The following is a 14,917-nucleotide window of genomic DNA, read 5'->3' as shown; positions in this document are numbered from 1 at the left end:
CTGGCGACGACGTCGACAACACCAAGCCCGCGCCGCCCACTACCGACGCCGCGGACACCAACCCCCACGATCATGAAGTGCCGTTGCAGTACTAGCGCCAGGAATGCCCACAGCGCGACCGCCACAGCGTGCGCGATGACCAGCCGGCCGAGCATGCCGAGCGCGCCGACGAGCGCGAACACGAGCCCCCACGCAGGCAGCGGCGCGATGTGCCGCAGGAATTCCAGCGCCGGGCTCGCACCGCCCGGGGCGAGCACCAGCACGCTACCGACGGCGAAGTTCGCGGCCATCACGATCAGCGTGGTGCGGGCGACGAACGCCGCGACCGACGGCGGCACGCCGGCCGGGGCGAGCCCGAACAGCGGCGAGACACGTACGGTGCTGTGCTTCATCTCGTCGGTCCCCGGGTGCGGCACGAGCGTGAGGTGCACGGGCCGGGCGTCCGGGCGGGACGCTGCCGGTCTGGTCACGCTGGCATGGTGGGCGTGTGGTGGGTGCCCGGCCCGTGCAGTCGCGTGTATGCGATCAAGCAGCGGCGGGTGTGTACCGCTGCGCGAACCCGTCGGCGGGTTCGACCTTGAAGGTGCCGGGTTCGACCTGCAGTACGTAGTCGCCGAGCTGCGCGGTCCCGACACCGGGCACGACCACCGCAGGCCCGCCGTCGACGACCTCGACGCTGCCGCCGCACCACTCGGCGCACGCGGCAGCGGTGCGGGGCCGCACCTGGAACGCCTGCACGGTCACGTCGAGGTCAGGTTGCAGGGTCGGCTCGCCCTGCGCAGCACCCTCATCCTCGGGCGGCGGTGGAGCGGCCAGCTGCAGCGGGTGGTACGGCCACGGGAACGCAGAGTCTTCGATCCACATCAGCTTGGCGTCCCGTTCTGCGGGGCCCGCTCCGGCGGCAGCTTCAACCGGGCGATCTCCGCGGCCTGGTCGGTGATCGTCTGCTGCAGCTGTTCGATCACCGTCTCGTACTGCACGATCTTGCTGGTCTGCTGCCCGATGATCGCCTCCAGGCGGGCGACCACACGTGACACGTCGGGCCGCAGCACGCCGTCCTCTGCGCTGGGAAGCGCTTGTTCTGCCATCAGGCTCCGCACCTCCACGGGGTGAAAGGCTGGTGCGGCTGATTCGGGGCGCCTTCGCCGCGGTACTCCAGCCGCTCAAAGTGGATACCGGCACCCGTTTGGTTCCCGCCCGCGCCCCACAGGTCGATCAGCTGGTAGGCGGCGCCGTCGACCTCGAAAACAGTTCTCGGCTGCCCACCGCACGACGTGGCGGAGATCCCCCGCCGGCCGAGCGGTGTCGACCCCCATTGCGAGTTGACGGTCGCCGGGCTCGTCCAGGGGCCATCGACCGTGGGTGCGGTGGCGTAGCTCGTCGGAGCGCCCGAGCAGTAGCCGCAGTTCAGCTCGTTCCACGTCATGATCCACACGCCGGTGGCGGGATCACGGTAGGCGCCGGGAGCCTCCGCCCTCGTCGCTCCGGCGAGCTGGTGCCGCTTCGGCTGGCCGGGCTGCCCTCCGGTCCCCCACTGGTCCAGCCGCTCCGCGGCGAGGGTTTGGTCGGCCATGGTGCACAGCAGCATCGGCGGCCTCGGGTTGTCGAGTACCAGGGAGAAGTCGCCGTTGTCGTGGCAGCTCCACAAGGCCGGCTTGTTCACCGACCCGAACGGCGGCCCAGCCTGAGGCCCGAAAGGGCCAGCCGGGTTGTTACCGCCCATCACCCAGTACGCGTTCGCGCGGCGCATGGTGAAGTCGGCGGGGGCGTTGAACCACAGGATCCACGCCCCGTCGTTCGGGCCCCAGCCCGCCCGCTGGACAACGCGCGGGTTGAAACAGCCAGCTCCGTACAGGCGGCACAGCTCCCGGAATGTCTTCCCAGTGCCGGGCGCTGCGGTATCCGGGTCGAACAGCAGCGTCGGCTGCGACCACGGCCCTGCAAGGCTCGGGGCGGTGGACACCCCGAACCCGCACCACGGCGTGCCGGGGTCGCCCCAGTGGAAGCCGCAGCCGTACATGGTGCCGTACAGGTAGTAGGTGTCGCCGTGCCGAAGGACCGTGCCGTCGTGCAGGTCGACACCGGTGATGGTGATCGACTGTGGTGGCGTGGCTGGCGCCTGCGCTGGAGCGACCGGCGCGTCCGCGTGCTCGCTCGCGGTGGGTGCGGTGGTGGCTGCGGTGCAGGCAATGAGGGCGAGCACAGAGACCAGAACAGCCAGTATTCGACAGGTCACGTTGCCACGATAAGTACCGCGGCCGACGGGTACGGCCAGATCGAGACCGCTAGGGCCACCAGGGGTTGGCCGGGCACGCGGCCGCGACGAGGGCGACGGCGAGCAGCACCTCGCCGAGGCGTAGCCACAGCGCGGCTGTCGAGCGTGGCTTGTCGGGGTCGCTCCGCTCAGGCTCGGTGGTGGTGTCGAGCAGCGCGTGCCGGCCGGTCCTCGTCGACGCCCCCGACGCGTCGGCGAGGCAGCGGCCGCACAGGTGCCCGGACCCAGGGTGACCGCGCTGCTCGTGCAGCAGCTGTGCCCGGGTCACGACTTCATCGGGTGGGTTGGTGGTCACGATGACGGCGGCACCACGAGGTCGTCGATGGAGAACGCCCTTCCGGCCTCGTCGCACTTGAAGTAGTACGGCTTGTCCCACACGGCCGGGCCCCAGTCAACGAGGTACTGCGCGGCCTGGATCCAGTCGCCGATGACCAGCTCTAGCGATCCCCAGTTCCCGCTCGGCTGGTAGGTGTAGTTCCCGCCAATCGGGTCGTATGTGAAGTTGTAGCGCTGCCATTTCAGCTCGGGCGCCGGACCGCTGCGGTCGACGTAGTGGTCCTGCGCGTAGCTCGTGTTCTTGTACTCGGCGATGTAGTCGAGCAGCGCCTGGTCGTCGTCGTCCCACTCGTAGACGGCCACCACTGAAGGGGAAGAGGCAGCCCGCAGAGAGTTGATGAAGATCTGAGCCATACGCGCAGGTCTACGTCGCCGCCACGGTGACCAGATCGCAGACGCGAGTGCTCACGCGGCCAGCCGCTCCTCCAGAGCCTCGATCCGCATCAGCGCGCGCCGCACCGCCTCCCACAGAACGCCGGACAAGCTGTTGACGGACACGGTGGTCTCGCCTGAGACTTCGGTTACTAGCTCTGGCATGACAGCCGCCAAGTCCTCGGCCATCGGCCCGAACCGCAGTCGGGGATCAGGTTTGCCGTCGCGTCGGTACCGCCACTGCTTGGACTCAACCGCCCGCACCACCTCGTCGGCCGGCTTGTAGATCGGTGCCTCGTCGGTCTTCCTCGTCCGCGACGACATCTCCGCCAGGTCTTCACACAGCAGGGGTGCGAAGGTGAGGCCGTCGGCCTTGACAATGTTCGCGGCACCAGCATCGAACCGAATCCCGCAGTCCTGGTCATCACCGATCACGGTGGACCGTTGGGAGCCGGCACGAGGGACCGACGAGATGATCACTTTTGTTCCGGCCACCGGGAATTGCCCGCTGTATCGGGTGAAGTGGGCCGCGCCCTGATACCAGGTGTTGACGAGGTTCTGAGTCACCGACACCGCGGACAGCGAATAGCCCGCACTGGTGTCGCCGCCGGCGTCGTTCGTGACGAAACTCAGGAAAGACTCAAAACGGTACGCCCCCACGCGGCCACGCGGCTGCCCGGTCGAGGCGCCGCCGTCGATCAAGATCGCCGCCGACCCGTCCAGCGGGGCGGTCCGGGCCATGATGCGCGCGTAGTCGCCGGACGCGCTCGGGTAGACGCGGATCTCGTCCGGTACCGACCCGCCCGGATTCATCACCATCCGCTGCCCGCTCAGGGCAGTGCGGAACTCGCCGGTGATGAAGCTGACGCCACCCGGCACCAGCCCGATCGTCTGGACGCCCGCGGAGTTGTACATGCGGAAACTCGTCGAATCCCACTCCCCTCGCGCCCCGGTGGTGCCGGTGCGGAAGATGCCGGACAGCGTCAGCGCGGCAGTGAACGTGCCCGCCGTCAATTTGCCAACGTTCAGGTCCTGGATGTGGGCGTTGTTGACCGCCAGCAGCTGGATCTTCGCGCTCGACACCGCGAGGTCGGCCAGCTTCGCCGTCCCCACGGCACCGTCGAAGATGTCGGGCTCCAGCACCCGCGCTGGCGTGCCCGAACCTTGCGCGGACGGCTCGGACCTGTTCGGCGTCGGGGAGGTCCAGTCCACCGCGACCAGCTTCACGTAGCGGGTAACCCCGTACCAGCCCGCCTCGGACACTCCGTCAGGGCGGGTGATCGGCATCGTGCCCGGGCCGTGCAGCCGGTCGTACAGGGTGGTCTCATCCGGGTCGAAATCGGACTCGATGGACACGTGCACCTCGACGAACCGGAAATCCGCCGGCATCGGCGCGCCGTCCTCGTCGAGCCCGTCCCACGTCGCCATCAAAAGCCCCATCTGGTTGTGCACCAGCGGGGCCGACGGCGCCGGCGGGGCGGTGGTGTCGGTCTCGGTCTCGATCGCGTAGCTCGGCGACCACGCCGACTGGTTACCGTCCCGGTCATAGGCCGCGACCTGCACGAACACCTCGGCACCGGCGGCGACCCCGCCGAAGCTCACCGAGGTTTCCGGGGTGTCCGCGGCGAGCACCCAGCCGCCGCTCAAATCGTTCGCGAGGATCCACCGCACCCGGTAGCCGGCGATGTCCGTCGCGGCCGACCCGTCGACGTTCGTGGTCACCGCCTGCCAGCTGACGATCAGCGTGGCGTAGGTGTCCATCCCGTCCTTGTAAGCGATCGACGACGCCGTCACCCCGGTCGGCGTGGCCGGGGCGAGGTCGTCGCTCAAAGTGGGGTCGCTCACCCCGGGCACCGTGGCGCCGCTCTTCAACTTGTTGATCTGCCGCTGCAACGCGACGTCGCGGTCGGTGATCAGGTCGCCGAGCACCACGCCGCCGCCGTAGGTGCTCGACCCCGGGCGCTGCTCGATCGTGAGCTGCCCGATGCGCTTGCGCTCCAGCGACTTCGCGGTGTCGCTGTACACCCAGTCGGCGGGCCAGAACTCCCGCAGCGGGGTGGGTCGGCGCTGATCAAAGCTCAGGTTGTGCGTCCAGCTGTCCAGGCCACGCACCCCGCGCTGCAGGTGCAGCTGCCCGAGCGCGGTCGCCGAGCTGTTGTCGGCGATGTTGCCTTCCGACACGAACCCGGCGATCTTGCGGCCCCGCCGCGCGATCGCAGACGAGTCGGTCACCGTGGTGTGCACGCCTTCCTTGCCGACCACGGCGATGTCAGTCACCGCGCTACGCACGTCCGTCTTCCGCGGTGCCTCGACGAGATCACGGCCGCGGCGCAGCACGATCGGCGGGTCCGACAAGGTGTGATCGGTGCCGACGGTTTCGGGCACGTACAGCCGGACCTCGTGATCGGTGGTGACCTCGAACTCGCACAACCCCCAGTCGCGCAGCTGCTGCGCAACCTCCAGCAGGGTCTTGCCCGGCGCCCAGGTCGGGGACACCTTGCCGTCGTTCGGCCACGGGGTGCCATTGGAGTCCTGGGTGCCCGTGAACCTCCACCACAGATCCACCGCGCGGCCCTTGGTGCCGGCCTTCAGGTAGCCGGCCGCCTGTACCGAGGTGAGCAGCCAGTCCATGATCTCGCCGGCGGTAGCGGCGGCGAACCGGATCTCGCCCTTGGGGTCCTCGGCGTTGTAGAGGATCCGGGCCTCGTCCAGCTGCACGGTGTGGAATGAGCCGTAGAACTTCACCGTGCCGGACTCGGCGATTCGGTCGCCGTCGCGGGACTGCAGGATCGCGCCGAGCGAGCGCGCGTGGGTGCCGTCGGTGCGGATGCGGATAAAAAGGTCCCGGTCAGCGGTGACCCGCTCGTCGAGCACGTGGAAGTTCTTCCCGTGGACCGGGTACTCGATCTGCACCGCACCGGGCTCGCCGGGGATCAGCGAGATCTGCCACGACACCGGGCTGGGCAGCGGGCACAGCAGGCTGCCGTCGTCGTCGACCGCCCAGAAGTCGATGCGCAGCGGCGGCCGCGGGGTTTGCCGGATCGTCGGCGCCCAAGGCGCGTCGCCCGGAGCGGGGATCGTGGTGGGGCGCAGGATCTGCACCAGCCGCGGAGCAGGCGGGGCGGCCGGTGCGGGCACCGTCCCGACGGGCAGGATGACGGTGCCCGGGATGACCGCTGGTTCGGGCGGCGCGGCGGGCGCCGGGATCGTGGCCGGCTTGATGCGGTACGCCTGCGACAGCGCTGGCGAATTCGGGGCGGCGGGCGCCGGGATGCTGGTCGGGGTGATGGTCTGCTGCGGCGCGGACACCGGCGACGGGATCGCGACCGTGACCGCCCGCCAGTAGTAGGCCGTCGAGCCGGAGACCCCGGCTCCTCGCGCCCCGGTCGGGCCGGTGCCCGACACGGTCGTGGTGTACGCGGCGCCGGTCATCCAGGCCGCGTCGAGCGGGTTGCTGCCGAGATCGGTCATACCGCTCGGCGCGGTCCAGCCGGGGTCGGCGTACTCGGTGACGCACACGTGCGCCGTGATCACGATCGGGTTCTCGCCCGTGTAGGAGCTGATCGACGGCGCAGTGACGAGCCGTGAGCCGTTGGTTGGCAGCTGCCCGTTGTTCCAGCCGACCTCGACCTCGGCCTCGTCGTCGAGGTCCTGGATGCAGACCACCCAGACGATGCCGGAGTGGAAGTTGACCGCCGGGGTGAATGTCCAGCTCGACGGCAGCGCGTCGGCGTTGGTGACCTTCCACTCGTACACCCGCCCGTCGGGGGTGTTGGCCACCGCGGACGTGGACGACAGCAGTGTCCAGTTCGTGCCGACACCCTGCGGCGCCGAGGGTGTGTGCTGCCCGGTCTCCTCGTCGTCAATGACGATCGCGATCAGCCGGTCGCCGTCCTCGGTGCCAGCGCCATTCGTGATCGTGATGGTGCCGTTCTCGCGCGCCTGCGCCGAAACCCAGCGGATAGAAGCCACGTGCTACCTCCAGCCGCCCGGTCGGCGACTGCGGCGCATCCCGCGCGCCACACCAGCCCACAGCGCGCAGAGCAGCAGTCCCGCAGCGATCCACCCGACCACTACGACGGCCAAGACCTGCGGCCAGCCCATGTCAGAGCGTGGCGATCCCGTTCGCGTGCCACTCAATCAGCACGTCACCCCCATTCGGAGTGAGGCTGATCGGACCATTGGTGTCGGTGTCGATGAAGATCAGCAGCCGCGACGTCGCCTCGTTGCCGGTGTCTTTCATGATCACCAGCGCCTCGAACTGGTCACCAACGACCGAGGTCATGGTGGTGTCGTCGGCGTCCAACACACCCAAAGTTGCCGTCTTGTTGGTCAGGGCCGCATTCGCCACCCGAGCACCCGACGGGATGTCATCGAGGAAGTCGTGGGTCGACAGCGACGGCGTGTAGTCGGCCAGGTCGACCGCGATCACCTTGATCGTGTCGTCGACCCAATCGACCTCGCCGAGCGCGAAGCCCTCACGACCCTTGCCGTAGAAAGCGTTGGCCACGACTCAGCCCTCCACCTTCTGGTCGGGGAACACCGGCCACGGCCGCCGCTTGGTGCAGGCGCTGTCGATGTGCGGGTACTGCTTCGGCTGGTAGCGGCCCACCTGCCCGGCCACCGCATAGGCGGCCTTGCGGCGCTGCTCACGAGCGGTGATGCACGCCTTCTTGGTCGCAGGCCCGTGCCCCTCACCGCTGTGGCGCGCCAGGAACGCCCGCACCTGCGGCTCCACGTAGGCGACCGGGTCCCGCTGCCGCCACAGCCCGCCGCACTCGCAGTACAGCTCGGTGAAAACCCACTGCTCGGGGTCGGTGTGCACCGCCGGGTCATACAGCGGCGGCCGCTCATCCCCCCGCTGTTGCTCGGCCACCACGGCGGCCTTGCGTCGTGCCACGATCCACTCCTAGGCGATCTTGTACTTGCGCTTGCCAGTCACCGTCACCGACGCCGGGCCGCCGCCGGTGTGCTGCAGCTGCACCACCGGTGCGCCGCCGCCGGGCTCGGGCAGCAGCGCGAACCAGCGGTTTGTGTGCTGCCCGCCGTACTCCAGGTCCTCGTAGAGGCCACCGGCCACGCCCGGGGAGCCGTAGACCTCCCAGTCGGCGGTGTCCACGGTGATCGTCTGCCCGGCGGTGATGACCCTGTTGAGCTTGACGAAAACTCCCGTCGACACCTGCGACAACCTCGGGTTGTTCGCCTGCCCGAACTCGATGAACAGGTCTTCCATCGGGGCGGTCGCGCCGGCGAAGGCGGTCAGGGTGGCGGTGCCGAGCGTCGGCAGCGTCACCGTCTGCGTCACCGGCTCGACATCGGCCCAGAAAGGCGCCGCGCACTCGATCACGATCTTCACCTGCGCGGAGCGGTAGCGGCCGTAGCCGCTCAGTTCCGGCTCGATCACGCGGAGCACTTCGCCGGTGATCTCGCGGGCATCGCCGTCGACGGTGTGCCGCAGCGTGATCATCTCGTCGGTGGTGAACCACCCGACCAGCTCACGCAAGTTCTCCACGAACTGGGCGTAACCGGCCTCCGGGAGAGTGCCGTCCGGCAGCACTCCCCGCACCCACAACCCGAGCACGATGATGTGCGCGTCGTGCTTCTTCGACACGACGTGCATGCGGCCGTGTTCGCCGGCGATCACGAGGTTCTCGCCGCGCTTCTCCGGCACCGTGAACAGGCCCTGGATGTCCTGCACGCCACGGGTGGTGCAGGTGTCCAGATCGTGCGCGACCCCGTCAGCGGTGATGACCTCCAGCTTCTCGTCAGTCACGCGTGAACACCCCCAGCGCGCTCAGGGTCGCCATCTCGCGGTGGATCTCGTCGCCCACGCGGGCCGCGTCGGTCGAGACGTTGATGTCGATGTCCACCGCGGCGCCGTCGCCGCCGCGGACCCGCAGGTTCCGCTGCGCCCGCAGCTCCTCCAGCAGCGCCCGCAGCTCCGCCACGACCTCGGCGTTGGCGTCCCGGTCCAAGGTTGCGGTCACGGTCAGGTGACCGCCGGTCAGCTCCCCGGCCGGGCCGCTGTCGGGCAGGATCTCCCGCAGGTCCATCGTCGGGGTCTGCTGCTCGGTCACGCGGGCGACCCCGTCGACGATCGACCGCGCAGCAGCGATCACACGATCCTCGGCCCGCTCCAGGCCGAGCACCAGACCGTCGCCCATGTAGTCCGCCAGCTGCAGGAACACCTTGCTCGGGGAGGCGATACCGGCGGCGGCGCGCACCGCCGCCGCGGCCGCGTTCGCCAGGCGGGCAGCGGCGGCCTCGACCGCGCCCGCTCGGGAGTTGAGGCCGTCGGCCAACGCCTGGCCCATGTTGGCGCCCGCAGCGCGGAACTGTGCGGCGGCGCCGTTGAGGATGCTGACCATCCGCGACGTCGCCGTCTGCGTGATCGACACCGCGCTCGTCATGCCCGCGTTGATCGCCGCGACGAACTGCGACATCGCGGCCGTGACCGTGGCGACAATCGTCTGGCCGAGCTGCGTGATCAGACTGCGCAGCAGGTTCGACCCCGCGGTGACCACCGAGCTGACCTGCGCCATCGACGCGGTCACCGTCGCGACAACCGCTGCGAACGTCGCCACGAAGGTCGACTGGATGCCGGACAACGCGGCCCGCACCGTCGCAGCCCACCCCGCGGTACCCGCCGAGATCGCGGCCCCGACCGAAGCCATCGCCGCCGACACCGTGGACGCCCAGCTCGCCGTCGCGCCCTGGATCGCGGAGGTGATCGCCGCGAGCGACGCGGTGATCGCGGCCGACCAGCCGGCCGATCCGGCCTGGATCGCGGAGGTTGTGGCCGCCATCGCCGCGGTCACCGCTGCCGTCCACCCAGAGGTGCCGGTCTGGATGGCGGTGGTCGTCTGCGCCATCGCGGCGGTGATGGCCGCGGACCAACCCGTCGCACCGGCGGCGATCGCATCGTTGATTTGCTGCATCGCGGTGGTGATCGCCATCGCCCAGCCGGTCGAGCCGAGGATGATCGCGTCGGTGATCTGCTGCATCGCGGTGGTCACCGCGAAGCTCCAGCCGGTCGTGCCGCTCGTGATCGCCTCGGTGATCTGCTGCATCGCGGTGGTGATCGCCGTCGACCACCCGGCGGTACCGATCGTGATCGCCTCGGTGATCTGGGACAGCGCCGTGGTGAAAGCCACCGACCAGCCCGTGGTGCCGACGGTGATGGCCTCGTTGATCTGGGACAGCGCTGTGGTGAAAGCCAACGACCAGCCGGTCGTGCCGGTCGTGACGGCTTCGTTGATCTGGGACAGAGCCGTGATCACCGATTGGCTCCACCCCGACGTGCCGGTGGTGATCGCGGTCGAGATCTGGGTCATCGCCGTGCCCACCGAGGTCGACCAGCCGGACGTGCTCGTGGTCAGTTGCTCGCCGATCTGCTGAAGCGAGCCACTGATCGTCTTCGCCCAGTTCGCGCTGTTTGTCGTGATCTGCTGGTCAACCTGCTGCAGCGCGCCCGCGACGGTGTTACCCCAGCTGGCCGTGTAGGTGGTGAACTTGTCCGACACGCCCTGCAGCGCGGTCGCGATCTGCTGCTGCCAGCCGGTGCCGTGTGCGGTGAAAACCTGCCCGACCTGCGCCATCGACTGGGTAACGGCGGTCGACCACTGACCTCCCGCGGCGCTGAAAGACTGCGTGACCGTGTTCAACACCTGCGCCACACCAGGTGCCACACCCTGCAGCGCCTGCGTCGCGGCCGCCGCAGCGGGAGTGAGGGCCTGCCCGACCGCACCAGGCAGCGGCGCCACCGCCGAGCTGGCCGCACCCGGCACCCCAGACAGCGCGCCCTGCACCGCACCCTGGGTCGGGTTGACGGCCGACCCCGCAGCACCCGGGGTGCCCGCCAGCGCCCCTTGCACTGCGCCCGGGGTCGGCGAGACCGCGCCCGCTGCTGCGCCAGGCGTGGGAGCGAGCGCGCCGAACACCGCGCTGGCTGTGGGTGACACAGCTGCCGAAGCTGCCGGCGGCAGTTGGTTCAACACCCCGACGCCGGTCTGGATCATCGTCGTGAAAGGGCCGACGAAAGGTTGGGTGTTGAGCGCGCTGATCCCGTTCTGCAGCCCCTGCTGCACGCCGGCCACAGCCTGCTGACCGGCCTGCTGACCGGCCGTGTGGCCAGCACGACCGAGCGCGAGCATGGCTTCAGAGCCAGCCTGAGCGAGCCCTGAGAAGGCTTGCCCCATTCGCGCCTTGCCTTGCAGCACGGCCAACTCGGCGTCCTTGAACGCCTGGTTGTACTTGCCGGCCAGCGCACCGGCGGGGTCGCCGGCCATCTTGATGTAGAGGATCGCCTGACGAGCGTAGCCGCCGATCATCTGCACGAACCCGCCAATGCCGGTGGCGATCGCGGAGAATGCGCGCACGCCAGCGCTCATGAGGTCCACGACAGTCGGGATCAGCCCGATCAGGTCACGGAAGCCTTGCTGCACCTGCCCGGACTGGAACGTCTGCCCGAGCCGCTGAAACGCATCCTGGATCGCCTGAATCGTGCCCGGCGGGATGCCACGGATCGCGGTCGCGAGACCGTCGAACACTTGCCCCACCGACCGACCGAGCTTGTCCCAGTCGAATTTGTTGAAGAACTCGCGGAGCGACTCCAGGAAATTCGTGAGCCCGGGTGCGGCGTTCGCGAACACGCGGATGCCGTTCTCCACGAGGTTCACGAACCCGCGGGTCAGCTGCTCCAGCACGCTCCCGAGGCCGCGGAAGGCGTTGTTGAGGGTGCCGTCGCGGATCAAGGTCACGACGGACCGCTGGAACTCCTGCCCAAACGCATTGACGGTCTTCGACAGCGCATCGAACACGGTCTGCTGCGCCGCCATCGCCAAGAACCCGTCGACGGTTGCGAGGATCCCCGGTCGCATGTCGCTCAGCGCCGCGTTGATGCCGTCGAAGATCAGCCTGATCAGGCCCAACTTGTTGGTGGTCTCGATCAGCTTGGCGGTGTCTTGGGTGATCGACCCGATGGTCTTAGACACCTTGACCATGCCCCGCTCGATTTCCGGAAAGACCGGCTTGAGCGTTTCGAAAGCGCGCCGGAAAGACTGCTCGAACGTCGACGAGACCGCCTTATGCAGCGATTCGAATTGCGTCTTGAGCGTTTCGGCTGCCTTTTTGATACCGTCCAAGCCGAGCCAGACCGCGCCGAACGCGGCCCCCGCGGCCGCGGCCACGGCCGGTATCGCGGCGATCGCAGTGGCCACCGCGCCCCACGCGGCCGTGATCGCGGCGCCTGCGACGGCGACCGCGGTGGAGATCGCGGAAAGCTTCACCAGCGCCGCTGCCAGCTGCGTCACCTTGCCGATGACGGCCTGGATCGCGGACCCGATCGCGCCGAACTTGCCCGGCATCGCGCCGAGGGAACCGCCAGCGCTCCCGCCTCCACCGCCGCCGCCGCCGAACAGGCCACCGAGTAGTCCGCCGCCCTGGTCACCAACCGACAGCGCCCGCGACAACGCGTTCGCGGCGGCGACCGCGGCCGAGATGCGGGCGATGATGCCGGCGGTGTCGACGTCGACGTGCAGGGTCGGGCGCATCGCTTCGATGCGGGCGCGCAGCGCGGCGAGGGAGCCGCTGTCGACGTCGACGCGGGCGGTGATGCGTGGCCGTAGCGCCTCGATGCGGGCTCGCACGGCCTGCAGCGACGCGTTGTCCAGCTGCACCCGCGCCGTGATCACGACCCTGTTGGAGGTGGCGCGCCGCAGCTCGCTGTGGAACTCGGCCGTGTTGAGATCCAGGAAGGCGTTGAGGCTGATCCCGTCCGCGGCGCGGCGAGCACGGGTCAGCTCGCGATAGAACTCCGCCGTGTTCAAGTCCAGGAACGCGTTCAGGCTCATGCCGTCAGCGGCGGCACGAGCACGGCGCAGCTCGGTGTGGAACTCACGCGTGTTCAGGTCCAGGTAGGCGTCAATGCTTAGCTGCCCGAACGTCAACGCCTCCAGCTGCGCACGCAGCCGCGCGGTGTCCAGGTCGAGCTGCACCGGCACCTGCAGCGGCTGCATGCGGCGCACCAGCTGCCGCAGTGCCACGATGTCCGGATCGAGGATTACCGGGATCCGCAGCGGCGGCATGCGGCGCACCTGCTCTTGCAACGCAGCCCGGTTGATGTCCGGCCGCATCGTGACCGCCAGGAAAAGGCCCTGCAGCTGCGCCCGCAAGCTGTTGCGGTCGACCTGCGGCCGCACCTCGATGGTCGGGCGGGCGGTGTCGATGCGGCGGATCACGCGGTCGAGCGCGGTGTCGTCGATGATCAGCCGCACGTCGAGGGTGTGCAGCCCGGCAGCGGCGATGCGCCGCTCCAGCCCGTCCAGTGCCGAGTCGTTGATCAACAGTCGGGCGTGCACGAGCGCGTCCGCGCGGTTCAGCCGTGATGCCGCGGCGCGCAGCGCGGAGTCGTCGACATCTACCCGGACGGTGGCGCGCAGCTGCGACAACCGCTGCTGAATCCGCGCCAGCGACCCCTCGTCCAGCTCGGCGCGGATCTTGCCGGTGATCTGCTCGATCTGCGCCCGGGCACGCTCCGCTGAGGCTTCGTCGAGGTCGGTGCGCACCTCGACATCGACCGCGTCCATCCGCGCGGTGCCGTCGTCGTTGTAGAACCGGCGGAAGACCCGATCGGCCTCCTCGTCGTCGATGTCGACGTCGACGTGCAGGGTCGCGTGACGGGTCAGCTCTGCCCGTAGGGTGCGCAGCGGGGCGTCGTCGATGTCGACGTCGATCGGCACCGTGTAGCGGCGGGTGCCTCCGCCGACACGGTCCAGGGTGTCGCGGTCGACATCCAGGTGCGCGTGCAGCGTCGGCCGCATCGCCTCGATGCGGGTGCGGGCGGCACGCAGCGCGCCGTCGTCGACAACGAGGTCGGCGCGGAGTTTGACCCGCTCGTTCTCGAACGACTCTTCCAGAGCCGCCAGTTGCTTCGCGAGCCGTTCGGCGTCGATGTCGAGCTGGGTGCGTAGCTTGATCGGGCGCTTCTGGTACTGCTGCTGCAGCTTCTTGACACTGCGTCCGACGTCGGGGTCGCTGGCGGCGAGGTTGAGTTTCAGCTGCTTGCCGGCCAGCTTGTCCAGCTTGAGCTTGCCCAGCGCGCGCTTGTCGACCGCGAACTGGACCGGCACACGGATTCCCCGCAGCCGCCGGGCAGCCTGCCGCACCTGCCGCCGGTTGAACCGCACATTGGCGGTGACAGTGACCCGGCCGAGGTTCAACCGGCCGGCCATCTGCTCACCGGCCTTGATCGCCGCGGCGATCTGGGCGGCGATCGCGGCCTCGTTGACCTCGAGGTGCAACGGCGGCAGCGCCTTAGCGGAGGCGCGCGCGTGCTGCTCGTCGATGCGCAGCCGGGCCGGCACCACGACCGGCCTCGGCTGCTGCACGTCAACGTCGGCAGTGATGGTCGCGCGGGTCTTCTCGATCTGCAGCCGCGCCTGCTCCAGGGATAGCTCGTCGAGGTCGACGTCCGCGGGGATCTGGATGCGCTCCTGCTGCAGCTGCTGCAGCCGCGCGGTCAGCGCGGCGTCGTCCAGGTCGATAGTCGCGGGGATCTCCCGCCGCTGCTGGGTGAGCGCCGCGAGCTGGGCGCGGGCCTGCTCATCCTGCAGCTGCAGCAGCGCCTCGACGGTGTACCGCTCCCGTCGCATCCGGTCAATGTCGCGGCGGAATTCGCGGTTGTTCACCTGCAGCTCGGTGTCGATCACGACCTTCTGCCGCGCCTGCACCCGCCGCAGCTGCCGCCGCAGCTGCTGCTCGTCCAGCTTGAACTCGACCGGGATGTTCCGCGCAGCCCGGGTCGCGGCACGCGCGAACGCGCGCCCGACACGCTCACCCGCGCGCCGGGCGCGCCGGATCAGGCCGCGCTCGTCAAGCTGGACACGGACAGACGCGGTGTCGAGAACTCTGGCTATCGCACCGTGCACCCCGCAG

General features: G+C 69.4%; 13 protein-coding genes. 2 read left to right on the top strand and 11 right to left on the bottom strand.

Annotated elements, in window-relative coordinates; all coding sequences use genetic code 11:
* The 7 genes from BUE41_RS29180 to BUE41_RS29150 form a co-directional block, all read right to left on the bottom strand.
* Positions 1–470 (bottom strand): hypothetical protein (locus tag BUE41_RS29180; protein ID WP_143172445.1); only part of this gene is annotated, 470 nt, incomplete at its 3' end.
* Positions 471–525: 55 nt separating this feature from the next.
* Complete coding sequence (locus BUE41_RS29175; RefSeq protein WP_073460582.1) at positions 526–864, bottom strand: hypothetical protein; 339 nt, start codon at positions 862–864, stop codon at positions 526–528.
* Positions 864–1,088 carry a hypothetical protein gene (locus tag BUE41_RS29170; protein ID WP_143172444.1) on the bottom strand — a complete coding sequence of 75 codons (225 nt, stop codon included), beginning with the start codon at positions 1,086–1,088 and terminating at the stop codon, positions 864–866. The genes BUE41_RS29175 and BUE41_RS29170 overlap by 1 nt, the downstream gene beginning before the upstream one ends.
* A complete protein-coding gene (locus BUE41_RS29165) occupies positions 1,088–2,236 on the bottom strand; it encodes a glycoside hydrolase family protein (protein ID WP_143172443.1) in 1,149 nt (382 codons plus the stop codon). Before BUE41_RS29165 ends, BUE41_RS29170 begins: the two co-directional genes overlap by 1 nt.
* A gap of 49 nt (positions 2,237–2,285) precedes the next feature.
* The gene (locus BUE41_RS29160; RefSeq protein ID WP_073460579.1) at positions 2,286–2,543 is read right to left on the bottom strand and encodes a hypothetical protein; all 258 of its coding nucleotides are present in this window, start codon (positions 2,541–2,543) and stop codon (positions 2,286–2,288) included.
* 23 nt (positions 2,544–2,566) lie between these two features.
* Entirely contained in the window at positions 2,567–2,914 is a 348-nt protein-coding gene (locus BUE41_RS29155) for a hypothetical protein (protein ID WP_143172442.1), read from the bottom strand.
* Positions 2,915–3,016: 102 nt separating this feature from the next.
* Positions 3,017–6,121, bottom strand: a complete 3,105-nt coding sequence (locus tag BUE41_RS29150; RefSeq protein WP_159444992.1) for a tail fiber domain-containing protein — start codon at positions 6,119–6,121, stop codon at positions 3,017–3,019.
* Between the two features lie 31 nt (positions 6,122–6,152).
* Between BUE41_RS29150 and BUE41_RS31015 the strand changes: the two genes are divergently transcribed.
* Together BUE41_RS31015 and BUE41_RS31010 are read left to right on the top strand one after the other, a co-directional pair.
* Positions 6,153–6,329, top strand: a complete 177-nt coding sequence (locus BUE41_RS31015; protein ID WP_159444991.1) for a hypothetical protein — start codon at positions 6,153–6,155, stop codon at positions 6,327–6,329.
* Positions 6,330–6,377: 48 nt separating this feature from the next.
* Entirely contained in the window at positions 6,378–6,539 is a 162-nt protein-coding gene (locus BUE41_RS31010) for a hypothetical protein (RefSeq protein WP_159444990.1), read from the top strand.
* A 549-nt stretch (positions 6,540–7,088) separates the two neighbouring features.
* Here BUE41_RS31010 and BUE41_RS29145 read toward each other — a convergent pair.
* Genes BUE41_RS29145 through BUE41_RS29130 form a run of 4 tightly spaced genes read right to left on the bottom strand, consistent with a single transcriptional unit; the run spans position 7,089 to position 14,910 of the window.
* A complete protein-coding gene (locus BUE41_RS29145; RefSeq protein ID WP_073460576.1) occupies positions 7,089–7,493 on the bottom strand; it encodes a hypothetical protein in 405 nt (134 codons plus the stop codon).
* Between the two features lie 3 nt (positions 7,494–7,496).
* The gene (locus BUE41_RS29140) at positions 7,497–7,883 is read right to left on the bottom strand and encodes a hypothetical protein (protein WP_143172441.1); all 387 of its coding nucleotides are present in this window, start codon (positions 7,881–7,883) and stop codon (positions 7,497–7,499) included.
* Positions 7,884–7,892: 9 nt separating this feature from the next.
* Positions 7,893–8,756 carry a phage tail family protein gene (locus BUE41_RS29135; RefSeq protein WP_073460574.1) on the bottom strand — a complete coding sequence of 288 codons (864 nt, stop codon included), beginning with the start codon at positions 8,754–8,756 and terminating at the stop codon, positions 7,893–7,895.
* A complete protein-coding gene (locus BUE41_RS29130; RefSeq protein ID WP_073460573.1) occupies positions 8,749–14,910 on the bottom strand; it encodes a coiled-coil domain-containing protein in 6,162 nt (2,053 codons plus the stop codon). Before BUE41_RS29130 ends, BUE41_RS29135 begins: the two co-directional genes overlap by 8 nt.
* Between the last annotated feature and the right edge of the window lie 7 nt (positions 14,911–14,917).

This window comes from Pseudonocardia thermophila, assembly GCF_900142365.1.
GTDB classification, from domain to species: Bacteria; Actinomycetota; Actinomycetes; order Mycobacteriales; family Pseudonocardiaceae; genus Pseudonocardia; species Pseudonocardia thermophila.
Note: the sequence above shows the minus strand (reverse complement) of the source record. Positions and strands in the feature narration are given on the sequence as shown.